Annotated in this window: 17 protein-coding genes; 13 read left to right on the top strand and 4 right to left on the bottom strand. The window is 39.0% G+C overall.

Annotated elements, in window-relative coordinates:
• Nucleotides 1-111: 111 nt before the first annotated feature.
• On the top strand, nt 112-741 hold the full coding sequence (locus AC04QZ_RS08075; protein WP_478357338.1) for a Uma2 family endonuclease: 630 nt from the start codon (nt 112-114) through the stop codon (nt 739-741).
• A gap of 15 nt (nt 742-756) precedes the next feature.
• A complete protein-coding gene (locus AC04QZ_RS08070; protein ID WP_478357337.1) occupies nt 757-1419 on the top strand; it encodes a Uma2 family endonuclease in 663 nt (220 codons plus the stop codon).
• Here AC04QZ_RS08070 and AC04QZ_RS08065 read toward each other — a convergent pair.
• The gene (locus AC04QZ_RS08065) at nt 1416-1823 is read right to left on the bottom strand and encodes a DoxX family protein (RefSeq protein ID WP_478357336.1); all 408 of its coding nucleotides are present in this window, start codon (nt 1821-1823) and stop codon (nt 1416-1418) included. The two genes, AC04QZ_RS08070 and AC04QZ_RS08065, sit on opposite strands and share 4 nt — an antisense overlap.
• Before the next feature lie 329 nt (nt 1824-2152).
• On the opposite strand from AC04QZ_RS08065, the gene AC04QZ_RS08060 reads away from it, so the two are divergent.
• The 5 genes from AC04QZ_RS08060 to AC04QZ_RS08040 all read left to right on the top strand — a co-directional run bounded on the left by AC04QZ_RS08060 (nt 2153) and on the right by AC04QZ_RS08040 (nt 10111).
• Nucleotides 2153-4819, top strand: a complete 2667-nt coding sequence (locus tag AC04QZ_RS08060) for a valine--tRNA ligase (RefSeq protein ID WP_478357335.1) — start codon at nt 2153-2155, stop codon at nt 4817-4819.
• Between the two features lie 55 nt (nt 4820-4874).
• Complete coding sequence (locus tag AC04QZ_RS08055) at nt 4875-5558, top strand: hypothetical protein (RefSeq protein ID WP_478357334.1); 684 nt, start codon at nt 4875-4877, stop codon at nt 5556-5558.
• Between the two features lie 284 nt (nt 5559-5842).
• The gene (locus AC04QZ_RS08050; protein WP_086547307.1) at nt 5843-7198 is read left to right on the top strand and encodes a Gfo/Idh/MocA family protein; all 1356 of its coding nucleotides are present in this window, start codon (nt 5843-5845) and stop codon (nt 7196-7198) included.
• A 99-nt stretch (nt 7199-7297) separates the two neighbouring features.
• Nucleotides 7298-8662 (top strand): 3-keto-disaccharide hydrolase, encoded by a 1365-nt coding sequence (locus AC04QZ_RS08045; protein WP_478357333.1) that lies wholly within the window; start codon nt 7298-7300, stop codon nt 8660-8662.
• Nucleotides 8663-8917: 255 nt separating this feature from the next.
• Complete coding sequence (locus AC04QZ_RS08040; RefSeq protein WP_478357332.1) at nt 8918-10111, top strand: Gfo/Idh/MocA family protein; 1194 nt, start codon at nt 8918-8920, stop codon at nt 10109-10111.
• Between the two features lie 1129 nt (nt 10112-11240).
• Here the strand turns inward: AC04QZ_RS08040 and AC04QZ_RS08035 are convergent.
• Complete coding sequence (locus AC04QZ_RS08035) at nt 11241-11699, bottom strand: type I restriction enzyme HsdR N-terminal domain-containing protein (RefSeq protein ID WP_086547303.1); 459 nt, start codon at nt 11697-11699, stop codon at nt 11241-11243.
• A 235-nt stretch (nt 11700-11934) separates the two neighbouring features.
• Here AC04QZ_RS08035 and holA point away from each other — a divergent pair, with 235 nt between their 5' ends.
• From holA to AC04QZ_RS08005, 6 genes are all read left to right on the top strand, one after another.
• Nucleotides 11935-12957 (top strand): DNA polymerase III subunit delta, encoded by a 1023-nt coding sequence (holA, locus tag AC04QZ_RS08030; protein WP_478357331.1) that lies wholly within the window; start codon nt 11935-11937, stop codon nt 12955-12957.
• A gap of 132 nt (nt 12958-13089) precedes the next feature.
• Entirely contained in the window at nt 13090-15348 is a 2259-nt protein-coding gene (locus AC04QZ_RS08025) for a glycosyl hydrolase family 95 catalytic domain-containing protein (RefSeq protein ID WP_478357330.1), read from the top strand.
• Nucleotides 15349-15445: 97 nt separating this feature from the next.
• A complete protein-coding gene (locus AC04QZ_RS08020; RefSeq protein ID WP_478357329.1) occupies nt 15446-16957 on the top strand; it encodes an alpha-L-fucosidase in 1512 nt (503 codons plus the stop codon).
• 807 nt (nt 16958-17764) lie between these two features.
• A complete protein-coding gene (locus tag AC04QZ_RS08015) occupies nt 17765-19879 on the top strand; it encodes a GDSL-type esterase/lipase family protein (protein WP_478357328.1) in 2115 nt (704 codons plus the stop codon).
• A 185-nt stretch (nt 19880-20064) separates the two neighbouring features.
• Entirely contained in the window at nt 20065-21576 is a 1512-nt protein-coding gene (locus tag AC04QZ_RS08010) for a sulfatase family protein (protein ID WP_478357327.1), read from the top strand.
• Nucleotides 21577-21589: 13 nt separating this feature from the next.
• The gene (locus tag AC04QZ_RS08005) at nt 21590-22999 is read left to right on the top strand and encodes a sialate O-acetylesterase (RefSeq protein ID WP_478357326.1); all 1410 of its coding nucleotides are present in this window, start codon (nt 21590-21592) and stop codon (nt 22997-22999) included.
• A 77-nt stretch (nt 23000-23076) separates the two neighbouring features.
• Here the strand turns inward: AC04QZ_RS08005 and AC04QZ_RS08000 are convergent, their stop codons facing one another.
• Both AC04QZ_RS08000 and AC04QZ_RS07995 read right to left on the bottom strand, forming a co-directional pair.
• Complete coding sequence (locus AC04QZ_RS08000) at nt 23077-24213, bottom strand: SGNH/GDSL hydrolase family protein (RefSeq protein ID WP_478357325.1); 1137 nt, start codon at nt 24211-24213, stop codon at nt 23077-23079.
• Entirely contained in the window at nt 24206-25903 is a 1698-nt protein-coding gene (locus AC04QZ_RS07995; protein ID WP_478357324.1) for a DUF4091 domain-containing protein, read from the bottom strand. Before AC04QZ_RS07995 ends, AC04QZ_RS08000 begins: the two co-directional genes overlap by 8 nt.
• Nucleotides 25904-26084 lie beyond the last annotated feature (181 nt).

The following is a 26084-nucleotide window of genomic DNA, read 5'->3' as shown; positions in this document are numbered from 1 at the left end:
GAGATAGTTAAGGAGTTATTTAGAATTTAATGTTCTTAATTCATTAAGGATAAGTAAGATATGTTGAAAAATAGATAAAATGTATTACTATAAAAATTAGTATATTCGTTTATGTCTAAACCTGTTCCATATCCAATATTAGATGATGAGCCCGTTATGCAATTTAATGAGCTTGATGCATCATTAACATATAGCTATGCAAATTATTTAAACTGGCTTTTTCCTGAAAGGGTAGAACTGATTAAAGGTAAAATCTTTAAAATGAGTCCTGCGCCCTCAAGAGTTCATCAGGAAGTGGCCGGCAGCATTTTTTTGAATTTAGGTGTTTTTCTAAAAGATAAACCTTGCAAAGTTTATTCTGCTCCGTTTGATGTTCGTTTCCCTAAAAAAAGCAAAGCTGATAAAGATGTTTTTACTGTCCTGCAACCTGATATTTGTGTTGTTTGTGATAAAAGTAAGTTGGATGCCCGCGGTTGTATCGGCGCGCCTGATCTTGTTGTCGAGGTTTTATCTCCAGGAAATACCAAAATGGAACTGCTTAATAAATACCGTGTTTACGAAGAATTTGGCGTTAAAGAATATTGGGTGGTGAGCCAAAGCGACCAGAATATTTTAATTTATACCTTAAACGAGGAAGGTAAATTCCAGCCTTCTAAAATATTTACCCTTAGCGAAAAAATTACATCATCGGTATTACCAGGTTTCGAATTGGCCTTGGATGATGTTTTTGAGGATTTGTAAAATCATCATTTTTGTGTGTCAATTTTGTTAATGATTTCGATGATGTCTAAACCTGTTCCATATCCGATTTTAAACGATGATGAGCCCGTTAAGCAGTTCAATGAACTTGATGCATCATTAACATATAGCTATGCCAATTATTTAAACTGGCTTTTCCCTGAAAGGGTAGAACTGATTAAAGGGAAAATCTTTAAGATGAGTCCTGCGCCATCAAGGGTGCATCAAGAGGTATCTATCAATTTATTAAAGCCATTAATCAATTTTTTGAGCGATAAACCATGCAAAGTTTATTCCGCTCCGTTCGATGTTCGCTTTCCAAAAGCAAGTAAAGCTGATAAAGATGTTTTTACTGTCCTACAACCCGATATTTGTGTTGTTTGTGATAAAAGTAAGTTGGATGCCCGCGGCTGTATCGGTGCGCCTGATGTGGTGATTGAAATTTTATCTCCAGGAAATGCCAAAATGGAACTGCTTAATAAATATCGTGTTTACGAAGAATTCGGCGTTAAAGAATATTGGGTGGTGAGCCAAAGCGATCAGAATATTTTAATTTATACCTTAAACGAGGAAGGTAAATTCCAGCCTTCTAAAATATTTACCCATAGCGAAAAAATCACTTCATCGGTACTGCCAGGTTTTGAGTTGATTTTAGATGATGTTTTTGATGATCTAGATTAGCCTGCTGCTTTATTTTGATCAGGAGTATTAAAAAACACAATTGCAATAAGTACACTTATCAGTACAAAATTATACTCTATACCATTTCTTCCACCGCCCACCACAAACCAACCTTCTTTAAAGTGAACCATGATTATTCCCATAGTCAATACGAATATTGTTGCAAAACATGCCAGCCGGATATATTTGTTCATCACTAGCAATAGCGCACAAACTATATGTGAAAGTTTAATTATCCAGGCAATCGCTACTCCAAACGGCGCAAAACCAATTTTATTTAAATAAAAATTTCCGAAATCATTAATGCCGCCATCAAACATCCCAAACACACTGTGAGATAATAAAATGATGGCCATTGATACGCGTAAGATAGCATAACCAATTTTGAAGTTTTTTGTATTCATAGTAGTTTGAATATTATTTCTATACTAAAATACAATTATCTATCCAAGCATATGTATTAGCGTATAATTTAGGTGACACAAACCCATATTTATAAACCTGATTGAAGTGTAAAGCCCGCATCCCGGTTCTTTACCGGTGAATCGGCACTTAATTAGCATCGGGGGAGGACTTGAAACGGAAAGCAGGACTAACTTTAAAATGGAATGCTGCACCTGCTTTTCAAAAAAATAAAACATATTTCTCTTCTGTACAGAATGAAATGGCGTTAGCTGTTTTAGTCTTTCAGCTTTCAGCTTAATTAGCTATTTTTGGACTTTTAATATCATTCATGAGCATATCCACCAAGTACAATCCTGCAGAAACAGAAGATAAATGGTATAGCTATTGGCTATCGAAGAAATTTTTTCACTCAGAACCCGATGAGCGCGAACCTTACACCATCGTCATTCCGCCGCCAAACGTAACGGGTGTGCTGCACATGGGGCATATGCTTAACAATACCATTCAGGACGTTTTAATCCGTAAGGCTCGTATGCAAGGTAAAAATGCTTGTTGGGTTCCCGGAACTGATCATGCCTCTATTGCTACCGAAGCAAAGGTTGTGGCCATGTTAAAAGAGCAGGGGATTAACAAAAAAGACCTTTCCCGCGAAGAATTTTTAAAATATGCCTGGGAGTGGAAGGAAAAATACGGTGGCATTATTTTAGAGCAGTTAAAGAAATTAGGTGCAAGTTGCGATTGGGACCGTACCCGCTTTACGATGGAAGAAGATCTTTCTGAAGCGGTTATCGATTCATTTATTCACTTGTACAAAAAAGGATGGATTTATCGCGGTATCCGCATGGTAAACTGGGATCCGGCTGGTAAAACGGCTGTATCTGATGAAGAGGTTATCCGTAAGGAAGTAAACCAAAAACTATACTATATTAAATACCTGATTTCGGGAACCGAAGATCAGTTTTTAACGATCGCGACTACGCGTCCTGAAACGATTATGGCCGATGCCGCAATCTGTATCAACCCGAATGACGAACGTTTTATGCACTTAAAAGGCAAAAAAGTTTTTGTGCCTTTGGTTAATCACGAAATCCCAGTTATTGAAGATGAGTATGTTGATATCGAATTCGGTACAGGCTGCCTAAAAGTTACACCAGCGCACGATCTGAACGATTATGAACTGGGTGTTAAACATAATTTGCCGGTTACCGATATCTTAAACGATGATGGAACTTTAAATGAATTAGCCGTTATTTTAGTGGGTGAGGACAGGTTTGTTGCCCGTAAAAAAATCGCCAAAATGCTGGAAGAGGCCGGTCATTTAGAGAAAGTGGAAGATTATAAATCGCAGGTTGGTTTTTCTGAACGTACTGATGCCGCTATCGAACCTAAGCTTTCGATGCAATGGTTTGTGAAGATGAAAGAAATGGCACAACCAGCTTTGGATGATGTATTGAATGGTGAAGTAAACCTGATCCCAAATAAATTTGAAAATACATACCGCCACTGGATGGAAAATGTCCGCGATTGGAACATTAGTCGCCAGTTATGGTGGGGACAGAGAATTCCGGCCTGGTATGATGATAAAGGAAATTGGGTGGTTGCCAAAACCAAAGACGAAGCATTAGAAGAATTCTGGAAGAAAAAACACCTGGACGAAAGTTGTTCCGAAACGGAAAAAGCAGGATTCAAACATCAGTTAGAGCCATTTTTAAGGCAAGATGATGATGTGATGGATACCTGGTTTTCATCATGGTTATGGCCGATTTCGGTTTTCGATGGGTTTAAAAATCCTGAAAATAAAGACATCAATTATTATTATCCAACCAACGATCTGGTAACGGCTCCTGAGATTTTATTCTTCTGGGTGGCCCGTATGATTATGGCTGGGCATGAGTTTATGGGGAAAAAGCCATTTACCAATGTGTATTTAACGGGTATTGTACGGGATAAATTAGGCCGTAAAATGTCTAAATCGTTGGGTAATTCGCCTGATCCGATTGGATTGATCGAAAAATATGGTGCCGATGCGGTTCGTGTAGGGATGTTAATGTCATCGCCTGCAGGCAATGATTTAATGTTCGATGAAAGCTACTGTGAACAGGGGCGTAACTTTGCCAGCAAAATCTGGAATGCCTTCCGTTTAGTAAAGGGATGGGAAGTAGACGAGAATCTCGCTAACCCGAATACCCAGGCCATTTCATGGTTCGAAAACCGCTTTAACGAAGCCCTGGTTGAAATTGAAGCTAACTTTAAGCAATACCGCCTGTCGGAAGCATTAATGATTACCTACAAGCTGGTTTGGGATGATTTCTGTGCATGGTATTTAGAAATGGTTAAACCTGCTTACCAGCAGCCGATAGACGCAGAGAGTTATAAAGCGACGATTGCATTCTTTGAAAATATCATCAAATTATTGCACCCGAACATGCCTTTCATTACCGAAGAGTTATGGCATGATGATTTGTTTGCCGACCGTGGAGAAATGGATTGCTGTATTGTGGCCGAATTCCCGAAAGGCGGAACATTTGATGAGAAACTGCTGAAAGATGCAGAGGTAATTAAAACCGTGGTAGCTGAAATTAGGAATGTAAGAAATCAGAAACAGATTTCGCCTAAGGAAGCGTTGCCGTTAAGCATCAAAATAAATTCTGATCTCGATTACGAGAAATGGTTAAACATTGTTTTCAAATTGGCCAATGTATCAGAAGCTGAAATAGTGAACGATAAAATTGTTGGTGCAACTGCTTTTATGGCTGGTAAAGACGAATTCTTTATTCCGTTAACCGAAAACGTTGATATAGAAGCAGAACGCGAGCGTTTAAATGCGGATTTAGTATATTTACAGGGCTTTTTAAAGTCGGTAGATGCTAAATTGAGCAACGAACGTTTTGTGCAAAACGCAAAGCCCGAAATTATTGCCAACGAGCGTAATAAAAAGGCTGATGCTGAAGCTAAAATCAAAATTATTGAAGAAAGTTTAGCGGTTTTAGGATAATACCCTTATAGATCTATAAGGTTCTAAAAACCTTGTAGATCTTTAATTAAAAAATATGATGCGCTCTCGAAATTTATTATACATCTTTTCCTGCTTATTATTATTTATTGTTTCCTGTAAAAAAGAGAGCGATAAGGAAGAAGAACTGAAATATCCAATTTCCTTAAATTATAAATCTTATAGTAGAGGGAAAATGAGGATGTGGACCAGAGATGGTGAAGTTTTGGATCAACAAAAAATTACCAATTTTGCGGGAAATGCCTTTGCCAATTCTTTTGATGCAAATTTTTATCAGATAAAATTCACCAAACCCGATTCTGCTGAAATTAAATATCCAGGTGCATTAGAAGGATTTTGGACTTATAAAGTGAAAGATTCTGCCAATATTGATTTTAAGGGAGATATTCATCTATTTTCTGGAACGGTGTTCGGAAACCAGGCTTCACTTGACCGGTCTTTTTTAATATATAGGACCAGTATTTATACCCAGCCTGTAAGGGTAATTAATCAGCCAACATCAACGCCTTCCGTTATTTACAGGGCAGATTTAGGATTTAAAGCTACTGGGAACAAAAAAGCCCTTACTATCCCTGGTTATCTTTATAAATTGCGCTTGTATAATAGAACTGCTCTTTTTAGCGGTCACCTGTTTGGTGATTTCAATGATCGTTTCTTAAATGAGCTACAAGATCGCGATACTTTGGTTATTCAAACAACAACGAATAACTGGAGGCAATAAAAGCCTTTCAGGTAATTTTTTAATACTCCAATAAAATTACCTGAATAAATTATTTCAAACGTTTTCCTAGCCAGCGATAAAAATAACATATTGCTTTAAAAACTGGCCTCCTGGCTATTTATTTAAGGTTAATACGATTGTAAGCCATTATTTTAATATAAAGTTTCAAAAATATTACTTACTAAAATTTAAGGTTTGTTTTTATTAACCATATTTTAGGTTTTATTAAAATAGTTTGTCAAATGGCAAACCAGTTAAGCGATAATCTAACCTAATATCCGTAAATGGAAAATTCCAGAAGAAAATTTATTAAGCAATCGGCAATATTTGCTGCGGCCACCTATGCAGGTACCATGGGTATGAGTGCTAAAAGTTATGGTCGTATTATTGGTGCAAACGATAGGGTACGTGTTGGTGTTGTTGGATTTTCTGATCGTTTTAAAGAAACGCTGTTGCCTTGTTTTATGAACCACCACAAGGAGCTGAATTTCGATATCGTTGGTCTTTCTGATTTGTGGAACTACCGGAGGGATTTAGGAATTGCCCATTTAAAAGCAAAATTTGGTCACGATATTAAAGCCTGCCGGAACAATGATGAGCTTTATGCAACTAAAGATCTTGATGCGGTAATTATCAGTACAGCCGATTTTCAGCATGCGCTTCACACCATCGAGGCCGTAAAAGCCAGTTGCGATGCCTATGTAGAAAAACCCTTTGCCGAAACCATGGACGACGCCAAAGCTGCATTTAAAGCCGTTAAGGCGAGTAAACAGATTGTACAGATTGGCTCACAGCGAAGAAGTGGGGAGAATTATACCAATGCGGCAAAATTTATTCAGGATGGAAAATTTGGGCCGATCACTGCTGTCGATTTAGTCTGGAATGTAAACCAGCCAGGCAGGTGGCGCAGACCCGATTTGGTAGCCAAACTAAAAGAAGAGGATATTGATTGGAAACGTTTCTTATTGAATCGTCCCGTTGAAGCCTTCGATCCGAGAAAATACCTGGAATATAGATTATTCTGGCCTTATTCGTCGGGAATGCCCGGGCAATGGATGTCGCACCAGATTGATACGGTACATTGGTTTACCAATTTAAAACATCCACGGAGTGTAGTGGCCAACGGCGGTATTTACACCTGGAAAGATGGCCGCAGAAACTGGGATTCGATGGTTGCTGTATTCGATTATGGCCAGCCCGATACCACCGACGGTTTTCAGGTTACTTTTACCTCTAGGATGCAGAATAGTGTGGGTGATGTAGGCGAGGTTTACTATTCGAACGGTGGTGAGTTGAATCTGATGACCAATAAAGTATCGCCGAAAGGTGGCTTAAAAGAAAAAGAAGCTGCAGCCATGGGGTTGAAAGCCAATCTTTTGCCTGAGTTTGATTTAAGTAAAAGCGAAATTAAAGCAGCAACCGGAGCCAATATGGGCGGTGATGCCTTAACCTCTGGCCATATGCGTAACTGGATGGAATGTGTGCGTAGCCGTAAAACACCAAATGCACCTGTAGAAGCAGGTTATTCGCACTCTATTGCCAATATCATGACGAATGCGGCTGTGAGAACAGGCGCGAAAGCTACTTTCGATGAAAGCAGACAAGAAGTAATTGCAAACGGAAAAGTATTTAAATATTAAAAAAATAGAAATATCGTCATTGGGAGTGCAAAGCAATCGACCTTCCAGAAAGATTGCTTCGTCATTCTTCCTCGCAATGACGGCAAGAAAAAACCAACCATGTTAAATTTCAAAAAATATAGTATTCTAGCCCTTTCGCTAATCAGTTTATCAGCTGCTGCTCAAAAAGCAAAACCCTTATTTGACGGTAAAACACTTACCGGTTGGAAAGCCGTAGCAGGTGTTGCTCCGTATAAAGTTGAAGATGGAATGATTATCGGAACGATGACCAAAGGCACACCAAATTCATTTTTGATCACCGAAAAAGAATATGGCGATTTCATTTTAGAACTTGATGTAAAATTAGAAGGCGAAACCACCAACTCGGGCGTGCAAACACGCAGTCATATTAAACCAGAAGGGAATAACGGTAAAGGATTGGTTTTTGGCAGACAGATGGAAATAGATCCCACACCCCGCGCATGGACAGGTGGAATTTACGACGAAGCCAGAAGATTATGGCTATATCCTTTAGAACTTAATCCATCAGCAAAACCATTGTATAAAAAGAATGAGTTTAACCATTACAAAATAGAATGTATTGGCAACGAAACTAAAACCTGGGTAAATGGAACACCAGTTGCCTATGTGATCGATACCTTGGATAAATCAGGGTTTATTGGTTTACAGGTTCACGGAATTGGCGCTAATTTAGATAACGATGGCAAGAAAGTTTATTTCAAGAACATCAATATTCAAACCGAAGGTTTAAAAGCCAAAGCTTTTCCAAAAGGAATTTATACCGTTAATTTAACCCCCAATACCTTATCTGCCTACGAAAAATCAGAAGGTTATAAATTATTGTTCGATGGTAAAAGCAATGCGGGCTGGGTTGGTGCTTATAAAACTACTTTCCCTGCCAAAGGATGGAAAATTGCCGATGGTGTAATCAGCGTAGAACCATCAGGAGGTGCCGAATCAACCAATGGAGGTGATATTGTAACCAAAGCAGAATATGCCGCTTTTGATCTGTCCTTCGAATTTAAGCTGACTCCGGGTGCCAACAGTGGCGTAAAATATTTTGTTACCCTGAGCGAAAAAAATACTGGCTCTGCTATTGGTCTCGAGTATCAGGTTTTAGATGATGTACTGCATCCTGATGCAAAATTGGGCAGAGATGGAAACCGCACTTTGGCATCGTTATACGATTTAATGACTTCGAAAAAAGAAGCCCGTTACCTGCGCCCAATCGGAAGCTGGAACAATGGCCGTTTGGTGGTATACCCGAATAACAAGGTAGAACATTATTTAAATGGCGTAAAAGTTTTAGAATATACCCGTGGCTCAGAAGAATTTAAAAAACTGGTTGCCATCAGTAAATATAAAGATTGGAAAAACTTTGGTGAGGCACCAAAAGGGCATATCCTTCTGCAGGACCATGGTAATAAGGTCGATTTTAGGACCATTAAAATTAAAACATTGTAACCTGAGTTCGATTAATATTTATGCGTTTTGATTAGTTTTAACCTACTTTTCTTAACGCGATCGTCATGCTGTCACGAATGTTCGGGATCAGCATCTTTCTTGTTAGATAGACCCTGAAATAAATTCAGGGTGACGATTGTGAGTTAAAAATATCGGAGAAAACTCTAAGCCAATATTAATAATCGGATTTAGGTTATCTGAATTAATCTGTGATTAAATATATTTACGAATAAAGAAAAAAAATATTAACATACCATGCATCGTCGATCTTTTGTTAAAACATCTGCTATAATAGGTTCTGGTTTATTTTTGGGCAACCAGGGTTTTGCCAGTTTAGTAGCCGATGAAATCATTAATGTGGCCATGATTGGTTGTGGCGATCGCGGTAAAGGTGTTTTGTCGGTAATTAAATCAATGCCTGCAAAATATAAAATTAAAGCCTATTGCGATTTACTCGATTTTAGGCTTAAGGAAACCGAAAAGTACGTTCCCGCTGATGCAAAAGCCATAAAAGATTACCATAAAGTTTTAGACGATAAAACCATTAACGCGGTTTTTATTGCTACCCCTTTAAGCGAGCATTTCAGCATTGCTAAAGATGCTGTGCTGGCCGGCAAACATGTGTATGTAGAAAAAACCATGACCTACAATATTGCTCAGGCACTCGAACTTAAAAAACTGGTAAAACAATATCCCAACCAGGTTTTTCAGGTAGGGTATCAATACCGTTATTCGCCTTTGTATTTTAAGGTGAAGGATATGATCCAAAGCGGTTATTTGGGCAAGGTTAGTCAGATCGATTGCCGTTGGGACCGCAATGGTAACTGGCGCAGAGCCGTTCCGGAACCGGCTTTAGAACGTAAAATTAACTGGCGGATGTACAAGGAATATTCCGGCGGTTTGGCTGCCGAACTTTTATCGCACCAGATCGATTTTATCAACTGGGCTTTCGAAACACAACCCGATGAAATTATGGGCTCGGGTGGGATAGATGTGTTTAAAGACGGTCGCGAAACCTACGATAATATTCAGGCCATTCTCCGTTATAACGAAAAAGGCATGATCGGCAACTTTGGAGCCACTTGCGGCAATGCACACGATGGTTATCTGTTTAAAATAAAAGGCACCAAAGGTTCGGTTTCTTTGCTTACCAATACGGGCTTATTTTATCCCGAAGAAAGCACTAAAAAAGAATTGGGTATTGTCGATGGGGTAACCGGAGCCACAAAAATTGTAGTGAATAAAGATGGCGGAATCCCGATTTTGGATAAAGCCACTATCGATGGTACGAATTATGCCTTAGATGAATTTTATAAATCGATTACTACCAAAAAGGAACCTGCATCGAACATCAATACCGGCACCCAGGCGGCTATATGTGTAGCCATGTGTAACGAAGCCATTTACACCGGTAATAAGCAGGTTTGGAAGAAAGAATATAGTGTGTAGCTCATGTAGCATCCTGAGCTTGTCGAAGGATTGTTTTTGGCGTGCTTTGATAAGGTTCAAAGTATCGTAATTGTGAATCAAATCTTTTCATGTTTTTTGGAAAGCAGTTGTTGTTCTTCTTTTAAAGTTCGTCCTGCTTTTCATTACAAGTCCTCACTACGCTGTGGGCTTTTCATTTCAATCAGGTTTAAAGCCGGAGGGTTTTTGCTGCTATGGAGGGTTGAATAGTATGATGAAAATAGATAATGCTATTCCGTGCTTCCGTGGCAAATTTAGTTTCGGTCGGTGAGACACCAACCGATAGATTATGGGCTTTGATAAGGTTCAATTTTATCGTGGCTGTGAATCAAGTCTTTTCATGTTTTTTGGAAAGCAGTTGTTGTAAATCTTTTTAAAGTTCGTCCTGCTTTTCATTACAAGTCCTCGCTACGCTGTGGGCTTTTCATTTCAATCAGGTTTAAAGCCGGAGGGTTTTTGCTGCTATGGAGGGCTGAATAGTATGATGAAAATAGGTAATGCTATTCCGTGCTTCCGTGTTTCCGTGGCAAATTTAGTTTCGGTCGGTGAAACACCAACCGATAGATTAAGGGCTTGATAAGGTTCAAACTACGATAATTGTAAATCAAGTCTTTTCATGTTTTTTGGAAAGCAGTTGTTGTAAATTTTTTTTAAAGTTCGTCCTGGTTTTCATTACAAGTCCTCGCTACGCTGTGAGCTTTTTATTTCAATCAAGTTTAAAGTCGGAGGGTTTTTGCTGCTATGGAGGGCTGAATAGTATGATGAAAATAGGTAATGCTATTCCGTGCTTCCGTGGCAATTTAGTTTCGGTCGGTGAAACACTCCGATAGATGAATCGCATGATTTAGAAAAAAGCCGTTATTCTTGCGCTATGCAACCCCTAATGGTTTTGCTGGCTGTGCCCTAAACCCGATCAAAGCAGGAGCCCGGCATAAAGTGGGGAGAAGCGGGAGCGGGGCTGGATAAACCTAAAGGCTACTGTATCTGATTTCCATCAAATCACCGTACATGCTATGAATGATTTTCTCCAATGAGCAGATGTTCTTCGACTACAGATCTTTCGTAAAAATTTAACTCCGTGTTTTTCCGTGCTTCCGTGGCAAAAAAAAAACTATAATCCCAAATATTCAGGCATTTCCTGTACGAAATTAAAGCTACCCTTTTCCGTATCCATCCTCGCATAAACATGCTGCAAACCATTGGTTAGCACTATCCATTTTGCCTGGTGTATGGAGTTGTAGCGCGATGCCTGATCGAAAACCGATTGGGTAATCTTTACTTTTGGTGCTTTACATTCAATTAACATCAGCTTTTCGCCTGCGGTATTGTATACTAAAATGTCGCTCCGCTTTTGTAATTGGTTTAAAACCAAACCACCTTCAATCTGGATTAACGTACGCGGAAATTTCTTTTCCAAAATCAGGTTCTGTATAAAATGCTGCCGGACCCATTCTTCGGGCGTAAGTACCAGATGTTTCTTCCTGAGCTCATCGAAAATAAAAACCACGTCATCTTTCTGTGTAATTTTAAAGGGATAGGGCGGAAGGTTAAGCGGGGTAGGCGTAAACATTTCTTTGGCAGTTTCGGTTGGTAGTTAACAATTCAGTTTTCTGTAAATAAAGCAATCTGTCAATTTTTACAGCGCCAAAGTTAATTAATTCTAAGATATGCAAGGAAAACACCCACCTACTATCTCATGCCTCAAATCTGGTATCTCAAATCTGGTATCTCACATCTCAAATCTCATATCTTAAATTATAAACATTTACCCAAATCCTTAAACCTAAATCGTAATTTTACCAACAATGACTGCTGCCGAAATTATTAAAGATATCAAAGCCCGCAAATTCAAACCCGTGTACTTATTACATGGCGAAGAATCTTACTATATCGATCAAGTAACAGATTATATTGAGGATAAACTATTGAACGATGCCGAAAAAGGCTTCAATCAGACTGTTTTGTACGGAAAAGATACCGATATGGCTACCGTTCTGGGTGCAGCGAAGCGCTACCCAATGATGTCTGATTATCAGGTGGTTATTGTTAAGGAAGCACAGGATTTAAAATGGGGTAAAGAAGATTCGAGTAGCAAAGAGGGCGAGTTTGTACTCAACTATTTCGAAAAACCTTTGCCAAGTACCATTTTAGTTTTAGCTTTTAAGTATGCAAACTTCGATAAACGCAAAAAAATATATAAGGCCATTAATAAAAGCGGACTGATTTTTCAGTCAGATCCGGTCCGCGATTATAAACTGGTGCCCTGGATTGAAGAATTTATTAAAGATAAAGGTTACAAAATCGATCAGCAGGCATCGGCTTTAATGGCCGAATATTTAGGAACCGATCTTTCTAAAATTGCCAATGAGATCGAAAAGTTAATGCTCAATGTTTCAAAAGAGGTAACCATTAATACCGATCTGGTTCAGAAAAACATTGGCATTAGTAAAGAATATAACGTTTTCGAATTGCAGAAAGCTTTGGCCATCCGCGATGTATTAAAATGCAATAAAATTATCAATTATTTCGCCAGTAACCCTAAAGCTAACCCAACAGTAATGGTTTTGGCCAATTTAGGGGGGTATTTTACTAAACTGCTAAAATACCACTATATCCCCAATAAGGCCGATGCCGCTTCAGCTTTGGGGGTGCCTCCATTTTTTATCAAAGATTATGAGGTAGCGGCAAGAAATTACAACACTGGAAAAGTTTTCCAGGTAATTGGCCTCCTCCGCGAGTACGATTTAAAAAGCAAAGGTTTAGATAGTACCGGCAATGTTGACGACGGAGAACTTTTAAAAGAACTCGTTTTCAAAATCGTGCACTAATCTTTTTTTCGCAAAAGCCTGTTCTATATTCACTGTCAAACGTTTGCGTAAATTTTAGGCGTTTTATTGTAATTTAATATCATTATTTTAGAAATTGATACACATACAAGTGCTAACCATTTCTAAACACAAATGAAAACTAAAATTGCCATCGTTTTATTACTCCTGTGCTTTTCTGGCGCAGGCTTTGCACAATCATTAAAACCTTATAATCTTTCCTTTCCTAAACTCGCCAACAAGTGGGATGAAGCCATGCCTTTGGGAAACGGAATGTTAGGTGTTTTAATCTGGGAAAAAAACAATAAACTTCGCCTTTCATTAGATCGTGCAGATTTGTGGGATGAACGAAAAGCGCTGGATATTTCGAAGCTTAACTTTAAATGGGTAGAAGAGCAGGTTCTCAAAAACAACTACGCTGCCGTTCAAAAAATAGGCGATGAACCTTATGACAGAAGTCCCTATCCAACTAAGTTGCCTGCCGCGGCAATGGAATTTGATATTGCTAAACTAGGTAAAGTTGTATCGAACGGATTGGATATCGAAACGGCTTTAAACACCGTTAAATTCGAAAATGGTACCGTTTTTAACTGTTATATCCATGCCGCCCAGCAACAAGGATATTTTAGTTTTGAAAACCTTAAATCAACGGCCATCTTACCGAACTTAATTGTGCATAATTACGCCAATAATGTAACAGAAAAAGGCGATAACAGTCATGCAGGCGAAGGTTTACAAAAACTGGGTTATAGCAAAGGAACTGTTACCCATACTGCAAACAGTATCCGATATCGTCAGCCTACCTACGAAGGTCATTATTATGAAGTGTTGGTGCAATGGAAAAAAATGGCCAATGGCAATGTAATCGGCTCCTGGACCATCAGCAATGATAAAACGGCAACTTTAGCTGTTATCTCATCAACCGCTAAAGAGCCTACCGGCTGGGATACACATACCAAATGGTGGAAGGATTTCTGGAATAAATCGAGTATTTCCGTGCCGGATCAACTCATACAAAAACAATATTATTTAGAGCTATACAAATTGGGTTGCGTAGCGAGAAAAGGTGCGCCAGCCATCACTTTACAAGCCGTTTGGACGGCTGATAACGGGAGCTTACCACCCTGGAAGGGCGATTTTCATAACGACTTAAATACCCAGTTGAGTTATTGGCCAACTTATACCGCTAACCACCTGGCTGAAGGTGCCACCTTTACCGATTGGTTATGGAAAATCAGAGAACGTAATCTGACTTATACGAAGCAATATTTTGGCGTTGAAGGTTTAAATGTTCCAGGCGTAATTACACTAAATGGCGACCCAATGGGTGGATGGATCCAATATGCGCTTTCACCAACGGTAAGTGCATGGACCTCGCAGCATTTTTATTGGCAGTGGAAGTACAGCATGGACGATACTTTTCTTAAAACCAGGGCCTATCCGTACATCCATGAAGCGGCAACCTATCTCGAAAATATAACGCGCTTAAAAGATGGTAAAAGAAAATTACCACTGAGCTCTAGTCCGGAGTATAACGATAACAGTATTAAAGCCTGGTTCTTAAACTGGACGAATTTTGATTTAGGCTTAGCAAAATTTTTGTTTAAAGCTGCAGCCGAAGTAAGCAAAGCAAACGGTAAAATAGACGAAAGTAAACATTGGGCAGAAATTTTAAATCAATTGCCCGATTATGAAATAAATGAAACCGGTTTTACGATAGCACCCGGATCTAACTTAACGAGTTCGCACAGACACTTTTCGCAATATATGGCCATTTATCCGCTCGACTTATTAGATGTTAACCACGAAAAAGATAAAACTATTATTGAGAACTCCTTAAAACAGTTAGAAGAAATTGGTACAAGGGCATGGTGTGGTTACTCTTTTAGCTGGATGGCATCTTTATATGCAAGAGCTTACCAGGCTGATAAAGCCGCGAAACAACTGGAAATTTTTGCTTCAAATTTCTGTTCACCAAATAGTTTCCACTTAAACGGCGATCAGAAAGGGGGGCAGTACTCTGGTTTTACCTATCGTCCGTTTACCTTAGAGGGCAATTTTGCTTTTGCACAGGGCGTACAGGAGCTTTTATTACAGAGCAGAAATGGTTATATACAGGCATTTCCGGCTGTACCACAAAGCTGGAAGGATGTTACTTTTAATAACCTGCGTGCCGAAGGTGCCTTTTTAGTAAGCGGTAATAAAGAAAACGGTGTGCCAACAAAAGTAAAAGTGTATGCAGAAAAAGCAGGTGTACTTAGGATAAAACTACCTTTTAAAACCTATGTGGCGAAAAATCTGCCTGCCGGAACGGTGAAAATGGGCGATGATGGAATTGCCGAAGTGAACCTGAAAAAGCAACAGACCATTGTTTTTGAAAACGGTTACGAATAATACTTTAGTAAAAAAGATCAAACTGCAAAGGACGCTGAGCTTTCACGCCGCGTCCTTTGCGGTTAAATTAACAAAACTATAAATATCAACCATTCTCATGTATAAAATCAGATTTAAAAAAGCAGCAAGTTATACATCAATAGGTTTAAGCTGGTTTTTGATATTAATAAGCTGTTCGCTAAAAGCACAAAGCCCATCAGCCTTACAGCTTAGCCAAATTAAACGGGGATACGGCATGTTTATGCACTTTGGCTTAAATACTTTTAATGAAGTGGAATGGTCTGATGGTAAACTTCCTGTTTCCTCTTACCGGCCTGATCAATTAGATTGTGATCAATGGGTGAAAACGGCAAAAGAAGCTGGGTTTAGGTATGTTATTTTGGTAACCAAACATCATGACGGTTTTGCTTTATGGGATAGTCAGTATACCGATTACGATGTTGCATCATCACCTGTAAAAACAGATGTTGTTGCTGCAGTAGCTAAAGCCTGTAAAAAATATGGAATCGAACTGGGTTTCTATTATTCGTTATGGGATCGGCATGAACCTGCGCATAACAATCCTGACCCGCAGGTTTATGTTAACTTTATGAAAAACCAGTTAACTGAACTATTAACCAATTATGGTAAGATATGTGAAATCTGGTTCGATGGAGGCTGGGCAAAAAAAGATGCCGACTGGCATATTCCTGAGCTTTACAGTCATATCCGCAAATTACAGCCCAATTGTTTAATTACCGTAAACCATACCATTGGTAAGCCTGAGAAAATTACGGCCATACAAAACCCGACCGACATGCAGAAAGGCGACCCTATCCGCTGGTGGCCAGTTGATTTTAGGACTAAGGATCCGAATCTGGCACGATGGGACGACCCCAAAATGTTTACGCGCGACGGTGCTTCGCATTATTTAATATTAGAGCATACCTTGTGTTTATCCGATCGGTGGAACTGGTTCCAGAAAAAGGAAATGTTACCTGCACGGGGAGTAGATGAGTTGGAAGAGTTATTCTATTGGACAACGGCCAACAACAATATCATGATTTTAAATGTTCCGCCAGATCAGCACGGACAAATCAGGGCGCATGAACGTTTACGGATTTTAGCACTGGCAGATAGGATAGGCATTAGGGATGGTAAAAATCAATTGCCGGGTGGTTATACCAATCTGGCTTTCAATGTACCTATTGAAGCATCCAATTCGAGTGCGGATAAAAAGAATGCACCTGAAAAAGCCAACGATTACAGTTTAGAAACCTGGTGGACGGCTGGCGATACCACGGCGACCTTAACCATGGATTTAAAAGGTCCGAAAAAAATCAACAGGATTACCTTAATGGAGCAACCGGAAATGATTGATCTTAAAGATGGCTTTTCATCCATCCGTAAGTTCCACATTCAGCAGTATAGTATAACTGTTTTTAATGGCGAATGGCAAACCATTTATACCGATGAAAGGGTAGAAGCCTGTAAGATTATTAATTTACCCGAATATGTAAATGCTTCAAAAATCAGGTTGAATATTATTTCTTCAAAAGGAATACCTTCGATTAGCCATTTTTCTGTTGCAGACCGGAAATCGAAAGGATTGAGAGCGATAAGTAAATAATCTTCAAAAAAGCAGAGGGGGCGAAATCATCCCGGAATGCCCCCTCTATAGTCATTATTAACATCACAGTAAGAATGTAACTAAAAAGTGGATTCCATCCCTAGTGTCCCTTTATTAGCTTAGTTACCTGTGTATTGCATTAATATGATCATGACAAACGTAGCACATATTAGTATTTCTTAAAATAGATAATAGATGAATAGGCATAAACACTCTATGAATGGATCGATAGATTCCATGAATGCTTTAGCCTGTATCCCAATTAACTGTAATTATGATATCTAAAAGCAAAATTTTTAAGCATTTGCATCTATCCTGCTGAATGATAATTGATGAAATTTAAGCAGTTTTTTAATCAAAGGGCACAGGTTTTTAAAACTGTAAGTACAAAGCTGATAGGTCTGTTGATTGAGCAAGTGCTGATGAACCCATAATTGATTTCGTTAAAATGTATCGTGTTCAATCAGAAAATGAGTGGATTTTGAAGCTTTTAAAAGAAAACAGGTTTAGGTTTTTTGATTAGATTGTCTTAATTATAAAAGTTATAACATACATCATGAAATTAAAATCTTAGCTAATCTTTGTATGCTTTTTAAATTGCAATCTTATTGCTGCACAATGTGATATCATCTTTATTAAAAAAGAGATAAGCAGCTGTAAAAGTTTTTTTAAACTATGTATATTTGTGTAGTTATGCTAAACTTTTTATTGTTTTTTGTAAACATTTATTTTTGAAAAATACCACCTAAACAGAACAACTATAAAATCATAATAGCCTCATCACCACTAAAAACAAGTTACTCACGGATGAAAACCATAATTTTTACCACTATTTTATTTGTTGTAGCCAGCACTTCAGGCTTTGCCCAAAAAATAAAAATAGCCTGCGTAGGCAACAGCATTACCTATGGCATGGGCATTGCCAACCGCGAAAAAAACAGTTACCCGGCACAGTTGCAAAATATGTTAGGCAGTGGATACGAGGTCATGAACTTCGGTCATAGCGGCGCTACCGTGTTAAAAAATACCGTCAATCCTTATTGGAAAACTAAAGCATACGCCGATGCCTTAAAGAGCGAACCCAATATCGTACTGATCAAATTAGGTACCAACGATAGTAAAGGACAAAATAGAAACAGATATGATGAATTTGAAAATACATACAAGGAACTGATTAACAGCTTTAGGCATTTATCAACTAAACCCCGCATTATCTTAGTTGCCCCTGTAGCTGCATTTTCTACCGATACCACTTACATTTCCGATCCTGTTCTGGTGAACCGGATTATTCCAATGATACAGCATGTAGCATATCGTGAAAAACTGGAAATCATTAATCTTCATCCGCTGTTTGTTGATAAGGAAAGTATGTTTCCGGATAAAATCCACCCTGCATCAATTGGTGCTTCCATTATTGCAACGAGGTTGTATGAGGCCATCACTCAAAACAGAACTGAAAATTCCGACATTTTTTCTAAAATAAATGAAGACAAAAATATCACTGAATTTAATGGCTTTGAATGTGCCAGCTTTAAACTTAACGGCCGTGATTGTAAAGTAGTTAAACCAAAAGTGGTGGCGAAAGGCCATCCATGGGTATGGCGTGCCCGTTTCTGGGGGCATGAGCCACAAACAGATGTTTCTTTACTGGAACGTGGTTTCCATATTGTTTACTGCGATGTAGCAGAGCTTTTTGGCAATGCCGAAGCCGTTGGCTTGTGGAATAAGTTTTATAACCTGATGCAAACATGCGGACTTTCGAAAAAAGTAGCTTTAGAAGGTATGAGTCGTGGTGGCGTATATGTGTATAATTGGGCCCTGGCCAATCCCGAAAAAGTAGCTTGTATTTATGCAGATGCGCCTGTACTCGATTTAAAAAGCTGGCCGGGCAAAAAAAGAAATGCCGGAGCAAGAGAGCCCTGGGAAGATTTTAAAAAAGATTATAACCTTACAGAAACACAGGCCGATAATTTTAAAAACAGCCCCTTAGATCACGCCGCAAAAATTGCCAAACTGGGTTTCCCGATGCTGCATGTGGTAGGAGATGTGGATGATGTGGTACCTATTGCCGAAAATACCACACCTTTTGAAAAAATAGTACGCGAAAACGGGGGCAATATTACCGTAATCCATAAAGCAAATGTTAACCATCATCCACATAGTTTGCCAAATCCTACACCTATTACCGATTTTATTTTAAGGGCAACCGGACAGAAGGTAAATTTCGCAGCGATTGCGGCTCCAAGTTCAGAATACAGATCGGGTGCAGGCTGGACTCCAGGTAAAGACTGGTGGGCACAGCATGAAAATATAGATAGTTTGTTGCTGGCCGAGAAAAACCTCGATATTCTTTTTTTAGGCAATTCGATTACCCAGGGCACAGGCGGACATAGAACCTCGGTAACCTATAAACCTGGCTTTAAAGCTTTTGACAGTGTTTTTGTAAACTTAAAATGGGAAAGCGCAGGTATTTCTGGCGATAGAAGCCAAAATATATTATGGCGTTTGCAAAATGGCAATTATGCAAAAGCTAAACCAAAGGTAATGGTGGTGATGATTGGTGTGAACAACATTAGTGCAGGCGATAGTCCTGAAGAAATTGTAGCAGCCATTAGTAAAGTAACCGATTGGACCAGCAAAAATATGCCTTCAACCAAGATACTCCTATTGGGGCCTTTGCCTGTTGGGATAAAAAGAGATGATGAAAGGAGAGCGAAGTATGAAAAGGTTCATTTATTACTGGCCAAATTGCCGCGTAAAAATTATACTTACCAATCAATTGCCTCTCCGTTTTTATTGGCAAATGGCGATTTAGATCCCACAAAATATGGAAGCGATGGTATTCATTTACAGGCAGACGGCTACAAGGCCTGGGCAATGGCTTTAAAACCAATCATTACAAAGTTATTAGCTGAGAAATGAGTGTTTATGATAAATAGGATACAATAGATGCCTTTAAGATACTTTCATCAGGCGAAATGAAAGGGTATTAAAATTAGATTGTAAATTTACGGGTAGGTATCATCAAGGTAGAATTGTCATCCTGCCTAAGGGAGACCTGAAAATGTAATAACAAACCTTTTAATACGATCTATATCAAACCACAAATGAAAAAAATAATATTAATCAGTGCACTATTACTTTGTAAATTAAGCTATGCCCAGCAAAAGCCCAATATTGTAATCATTATTTCCGATGATCATGCTTTTCAGGCCATAAGCAGTTACGGCAGTAAATTAACTAAAACACCCAATATTGATCGTATTGCCCAATCGGGGGTAACCTTTAACAAAGCTTATGTAACCAATTCTATTTGCGGGCCAAGCCGGGCAGTTATATTAACAGGATTATACAGTCATAAAAATGGCTTTAAAGATAACGAGACCTCTCATTTTGATCATGGTCAGGATAATTTCGCCAAACATCTTCAGGCTGGCGGATATCAAACCGCGTGGATAGGCAAGTTGCACCTGGGCGATAAACCTCAGGGATTTGATTATTACAGCATCCTGCCAGATCAGGGACAATACTACAACCCCGATTTTATCGATATGAACGGTAAAGCGGTACACAAAGAAGGTTATGTAACCAATTTAATTGAAGATGCATCTGAACAATGGTTAGATAACAGAGACCAGTCAAAGCCGTTTTGCCTGGTTATAGGACACAAAGCCACACACCGTACCTGGCTTCCTGATACGACTGATATGGGAAAATTTGATCAGGTGAAATTCCCTATGCCTAAAAACTTTTACGACAATTATGTAAACCGGGAAGCTGCAAAAGTACAGGATATGACGATTGATAAAACCATGTTAATGGGCTACGATCTGAAAATGCTTTCTTACAGTAAAAATGGAGAGGGTAGCGTTAACCGAATGAATGTAGCACAACGAGCGAGGTTTGATGCTTACTATAAGCCCATTGAAGCAGATTTAAAAAGCCGGAATTTAACCGGTAAGGCTTTGGTAGAATGGAAGTATGAGCGTTACATGCGCGATTATTTAAGCACAGCTGCATCGCTCGACCGAAACATTGGCCGTACACTAGATTACCTTGACAAACACAATCTGACGAAAAATACCATTGTTATCTACCTTTCAGATCAGGGTTTTTATTTAGGTGAGCATGGTTGGTTTGATAAACGTTTTATGTATGAAGAATCTTTCAGAACACCCATGGTAATGAGTTACCCCGGCGTAATTAAACCAGGTAGCAAAAGTGAAACATTAGTCATGAATCTGGATATTGCACCAACATTGCTCGATGCCGCAAAACTTAACATACCACAGGCCATGCAGGGAAAATCGATGCTGCCTTTGTTTCAATCAAAAAAAGTGGCCTTTAGGGATGCCATGTTTTATCATTATTATGAAAATGGAGAACATTCGGTATCACCGCATTTTGGTGTGAGAACTGAGCGATATAAGTTAATCCGCTTTTACAAACGTGTTAATGCCTGGGAGTTATACGATCTGAAAAATGACCCTTCAGAAGAAAATAATTTATATGGCAAAAAAGGATACGAAGGTATTGTTGCCCAGCTAAAAGGCAAATTAAACAAGCTTATCGATCAATATGAAGACCAGGATGCCAAAAGCATTATGGCAAAACTTTAAAATTTTACTCAAGATGAAAAAAACAATATTTTCCATTATTCTCAGCTTTTTAGCGTTATCACTTCATGCCAATATCCGCCTGCCGGGTATATTAAGCAGCAATATGGTATTGCAGCAAAAATCGACGACCAAACTATGGGGTTGGGCTTCGCCTGCGGAGAAAATAAAAATTACCACCTCCTGGGATAATCAGGTAACCGAAGTTAGCGCCGATGGAAATGCGGCCTGGCAGGTTGAACTGAAAACCCCACAAGCTGGCGGTCCGTACAACATCACTTTTCAGGCTGGAAACAAAATTGTACTCGAAAATGTGTGGATAGGAGAGGTATGGGTATGTAGCGGGCAATCGAACATGGAATGGAATTACAGTACCGGAATTAAAAGCATCAAAGAAGAGTTCGAACACCTGAGCAAACTGAATATCAAACTATTCAATGTGCCAAAAACCACTTCGAAAACACCGCAAGATGATATCAATAGCACGTGGACCGTTTGCGACAGCAATACCTTAAAAACTTTTAGTGCAGTAGGCTATTACTTTGGTAAACACCTCAACCAGGACCTGAATATCCCTATAGGTCTGATTAACAGCAATTGGGGTGGTACTCCTGCCGAAACCTGGACGCCTGAGCAACTGGTAGAAAATAATGCGGTATTGAAAGACGCAGCAACGAAAAATGCACCTACTGCCTGGTGGCCGGTAGCGCCTGGTTATACTTACAACGCCATGATTGCCCCTATGGTTAATTACAGTATTGCAGGAACCATTTGGTACCAGGGGGAAAGTAACAGAGATACACCTGCAAGTTATACCGAATTAATTAATACAATGTTAGGTGCCTGGCGCAAGGCCTGGAACAATGATTTCCCTTTTTATTACGTGCAGATCGCCCCTTTTAAATACGATAAATACAATGTCGGCGCATTGGTACGGGAGGCGCAAACCAGGAACCTGTCAACATCAAAAACGGGAATGGTTGTTATTTCTGATCTGGTTACTGATACTTTAAATATTCACCCTAATAATAAAAAAGATGTAGGCTTACGTCTGGCAAATTTAGCATTGGCCGAAACCTATGGACAGAAAAAAGCAGGTTATAAAAATCCACTTTTTAAATCCTTTACAGTAGAAAAAAGCGATATCGTAATCGAATTCAATAATGCAGAAAGTGGATTGACAATTAAAGGAGATACGCCAAAGGAAATTTTTATCGCTGGTGCAGATAAGTTATTTTATCCGGCAAAGGTTAAAGTAAAAGGTAATAAGCTTTTTGTTTCAAACGGACAGGTAAAAACCCCTGCCGCGGTGCGCTATCAATTTAGCAATGCAGGTATAGGCAATCTCTTTAGTAAAGCTGGTTTACCTGTAGCCCCTTTCAGAACCGATAATTGGGACGTTGATACCAGCAAAATTAAAAAGTAATACAAGCAACAAAAATCAGTCTGTGTATTGAATAAATAAAAAGCAGTTGGTATTTCTACACCAACTGCTTTTTGTATTTACTGGTTCTTTTGTCCCAGAATTTTATTGATTATTTTTTGATAAGCATCTGCATATTGCATCATGCCTAAATCGTTAGGATGGGTGCCGTCAATTGTACTCTCATCGGTAAAACCAATCTGTTGGGCAGTAAGGATGAAAATATTTTTGTTACCCTCTTTTTTTAATTTTTGATAAGTATTGGCCAGAATCTTCGATGTCCAGATATACCTGCCGGTTAATTCCGAGTCTAAATTGAGGTGAGCCAAACCACCGCTATGTTCTACCAGCAAAATCGGAACTTTAGGGTGTTTTTGTTTAAGATCATTTACCGCATTAACAATCCTGGTTTCAATCTCGGTTTCACTATAAGTTTTTTTGTCGTGTAAATTAGGCTGACAGTCTAAAACGAAAAGCTGTGCATCAATTTCATTCATTAAATCAATCAATGGTTTTTCCAGGCGGCCATTGCCCGAAAAGCCCAGGTTAATTACAGGTTTATCTAATTTCCTGCCCAGAATATTTGACCAGGCTAAACCTGGCCTGCTGGCCGATGCACCTTGCATAATAGAGGTGCCATAAAAAACCAGTGGCAATTTTTCGTCAGCCATTTCTACCTTAAAGTCGAACTTCTTTTCTACACCTATTTTAAGCCATTTCGGTGTATTGTATAGTGGCAGATATAGACGATATTTTTTAATATTTACCGTACTGTCGAAGTTTTGATATTTAAAACTGATGGTATCACCAAAACTGTATGCCCCTTTAACCCAATGCCAGTTATTTTTGGTGTCCTGTGCATAGAGGTCTACGCCGCTGACCCCAATGGTCACCATATTTTCCATGCTTTTTCCTCCGGTTACCTGATAGTTAACCCGGATTTGGCTGGCGTTGGTTACAAAATCAAGGTACTCACCGGCAGTGTTTTTAGCCAGGTTCCACACCGCATCTCGTACATTTTTTTCGGCTTTTGCAGGTATTCTGGTAAAATAATTTGCACTATCGGTATTTTGCCAGGCCTTACCTTTTAAGGTGGTGTAATCATTAGATCGTGGGTTAAACCACTTAAAATCGGTGTTTTTTTGTGCGTAAGATGCGCTAAAAAAGCACAACGTACATACCAAAAATTGAATCTTTAAACTTATGCTCTTAGTCATTTAACAGGTTTTTTACTTTTTGCAGCATTTCATCTGCTGAGGTGTTTGCCAATAATTTAATGTCGAAGGTGGCCAATGCACTATTCAGCGCATGAAGTTGTTTGGTATTTTTATTGGCGGTATACTGCGCTTTCAATAACAAAATCTTTTCAAAATCCTGGGCGCCTTCAATAAGCTTTTCAAACCTAACCGAACTCAATGGACCTGGATAAATCTGATAGGTATCGCCAGCTGGCCAGGCCGTAAAACGACTATCAACCAGCGGATTTTTTGTCCAGCTGTTATAAGCCCATCTTACATATCCATCCAAGGCTTTATTTGCCGAATACCAGCCCATCCAAACCTGTTCTGCTGGTGAAGAGAAGGTAAAAGCATTTGGATAGGGTTCGGTGCAGCAAGTATACCAGGTGCTAATTTTGCCTTGTTGTTTACGCTTTTGTAGTACCTCGGCCGGGAAATCCCATTTCGAAGCGATGCAATAGTTATCAATATCACCTTCTATCTCGCCATGGTAATCTCCGGCAAGCGCTATTTTCCAATCTTTATCTGTTTCTTTCAGTAATTTGATGACTGCTTTCATGGCTTCCATAGGCCTCTCGTCCATCGCAATATAAGTTTTGGCAAACCATCCTTTTTGTTTTAAATGCGCAGTGAAATCAATCAACATGGTTTTCCAGAAAAGATTATAAGGTTCCGATCCAATGGCATCCTTAAGTACAGCTTCTTTCCCAAGATTTTCATCATAATAGGTGAAGGCAATTTTCCAAGGCACCATACTATAGCAGTTTATACGGTCTGTAATGCCACATTCCATTACAAAAGCGATGTATTTATCAAATAAACTATAATCATATTTCCAGCTGCCATCCTTCTTTTTGGTCCATTTAATCAAACTCGGATAATCGTCAAAAGTTTGATGGCCCCAGGGCTCGTTTACGATACTGGCTGTGATTGTTTTTTGCCCTGCATTGGCCAACATTTGATAATATTCTTTCATTAAGGAGAAATGTTCGGCACTCCAGGTTTCAACATTGTGTACACGCGCAATGGCTTGTGGGTGTTGCCAAAGATCTAAATCGTACTTCCATTTGCTGGCAGGAGGGAGCGTTCTGTCTAATACATGAACAGCAATTTGTAACACCTGTTCTTTATCGCCAATTACTTTAATCTGGCCAGTATAATTGCCTGCTTTAGCATTTGCCGGTACTTTTATACTTAACCAAACGGGTTGGGTATTGTTTTTTGACAGGCTAAGTGCTGCGGTTTTAGTATCTATAATGTCGGCTACGTAAGAAGAATCGAAATCTTTTGCTTTTCGGTAACCACAACCACCTTTAAATTCGTCGGTAATTACATATTTTAAAAATCCGCTGCTGATGTTTTCTTTTTTTAATACATTTCCTTGTGCATCTTTCAGGTCAGAAACCTGTAGTTTGATCGATTTTGTTTGTGCTCCGCTCCACAACAACACTTGGGTGTTTATTTTTTCACCTTTCCATGCTTTTGTCGACCATGTTTTCTGCATCGCTATTTCAGGCGGCGCTTCTTTTGCAAAACGTATATTTGAAGAGGCAAAACTAACCTGCAATCCAGGGTTAACTTTGCTCCAATCGATATTAGCATTAGGCCTGTTTTGAGCCTCAGTGGTTAGATAAAAACCTAAGAAACAGAGTAAGAATAGATATTTCATCCTCCAAATTAGTAATTTGCTGATTAAAATAATGCCATTTTCAGGCTAGTCTGTATACGCAAACGTTTGCTGTTGTGTAACGAAATAGATAGGTTGAGCTTAGGTTTAAATCTTTAACCAGAAAGGAGGGATTTTAAACGATTTTTAAAAAATAGGAAATGGGGGATCATGGGCGATCTGG

The organism is Pedobacter folensis (assembly GCF_056490665.1).
This window is presented reverse-complemented; position numbering and strand designations above follow the sequence as displayed.

What these genes read in the sequence shown, in the direction of transcription:
- AC04QZ_RS07995 (WP_478357324.1), bottom strand. Translation starts at nt 25,903, where the DNA reads ATGAAATATCTATTCTTACTCTGTTTCTTAGGTTTTTATCTAACCACT.
- AC04QZ_RS08060 (WP_478357335.1), top strand. Translation starts at nt 2,153, where the DNA reads ATGAGCATATCCACCAAGTACAATCCTGCAGAAACAGAAGATAAATGG.
- AC04QZ_RS08075 (WP_478357338.1), top strand. Translation starts at nt 112, where the DNA reads ATGTCTAAACCTGTTCCATATCCAATATTAGATGATGAGCCCGTTATG.
- AC04QZ_RS08000 (WP_478357325.1), bottom strand. Translation starts at nt 24,213, where the DNA reads ATGACTAAGAGCATAAGTTTAAAGATTCAATTTTTGGTATGTACGTTG.
- AC04QZ_RS08025 (WP_478357330.1), top strand. Translation starts at nt 13,090, where the DNA reads ATGAAAACTAAAATTGCCATCGTTTTATTACTCCTGTGCTTTTCTGGC.
- AC04QZ_RS08020 (WP_478357329.1), top strand. Translation starts at nt 15,446, where the DNA reads ATGTATAAAATCAGATTTAAAAAAGCAGCAAGTTATACATCAATAGGT.
- AC04QZ_RS08045 (WP_478357333.1), top strand. Translation starts at nt 7,298, where the DNA reads ATGTTAAATTTCAAAAAATATAGTATTCTAGCCCTTTCGCTAATCAGT.
- AC04QZ_RS08050 (WP_086547307.1), top strand. Translation starts at nt 5,843, where the DNA reads ATGGAAAATTCCAGAAGAAAATTTATTAAGCAATCGGCAATATTTGCT.
- AC04QZ_RS08005 (WP_478357326.1), top strand. Translation starts at nt 21,590, where the DNA reads ATGAAAAAAACAATATTTTCCATTATTCTCAGCTTTTTAGCGTTATCA.
- AC04QZ_RS08065 (WP_478357336.1), bottom strand. Translation starts at nt 1,823, where the DNA reads ATGAATACAAAAAACTTCAAAATTGGTTATGCTATCTTACGCGTATCA.
- AC04QZ_RS08040 (WP_478357332.1), top strand. Translation starts at nt 8,918, where the DNA reads ATGCATCGTCGATCTTTTGTTAAAACATCTGCTATAATAGGTTCTGGT.
- AC04QZ_RS08010 (WP_478357327.1), top strand. Translation starts at nt 20,065, where the DNA reads ATGAAAAAAATAATATTAATCAGTGCACTATTACTTTGTAAATTAAGC.
- AC04QZ_RS08055 (WP_478357334.1), top strand. Translation starts at nt 4,875, where the DNA reads ATGATGCGCTCTCGAAATTTATTATACATCTTTTCCTGCTTATTATTA.
- AC04QZ_RS08015 (WP_478357328.1), top strand. Translation starts at nt 17,765, where the DNA reads ATGAAAACCATAATTTTTACCACTATTTTATTTGTTGTAGCCAGCACT.
- holA (WP_478357331.1), top strand. Translation starts at nt 11,935, where the DNA reads ATGACTGCTGCCGAAATTATTAAAGATATCAAAGCCCGCAAATTCAAA.
- AC04QZ_RS08035 (WP_086547303.1), bottom strand. Translation starts at nt 11,699, where the DNA reads ATGTTTACGCCTACCCCGCTTAACCTTCCGCCCTATCCCTTTAAAATT.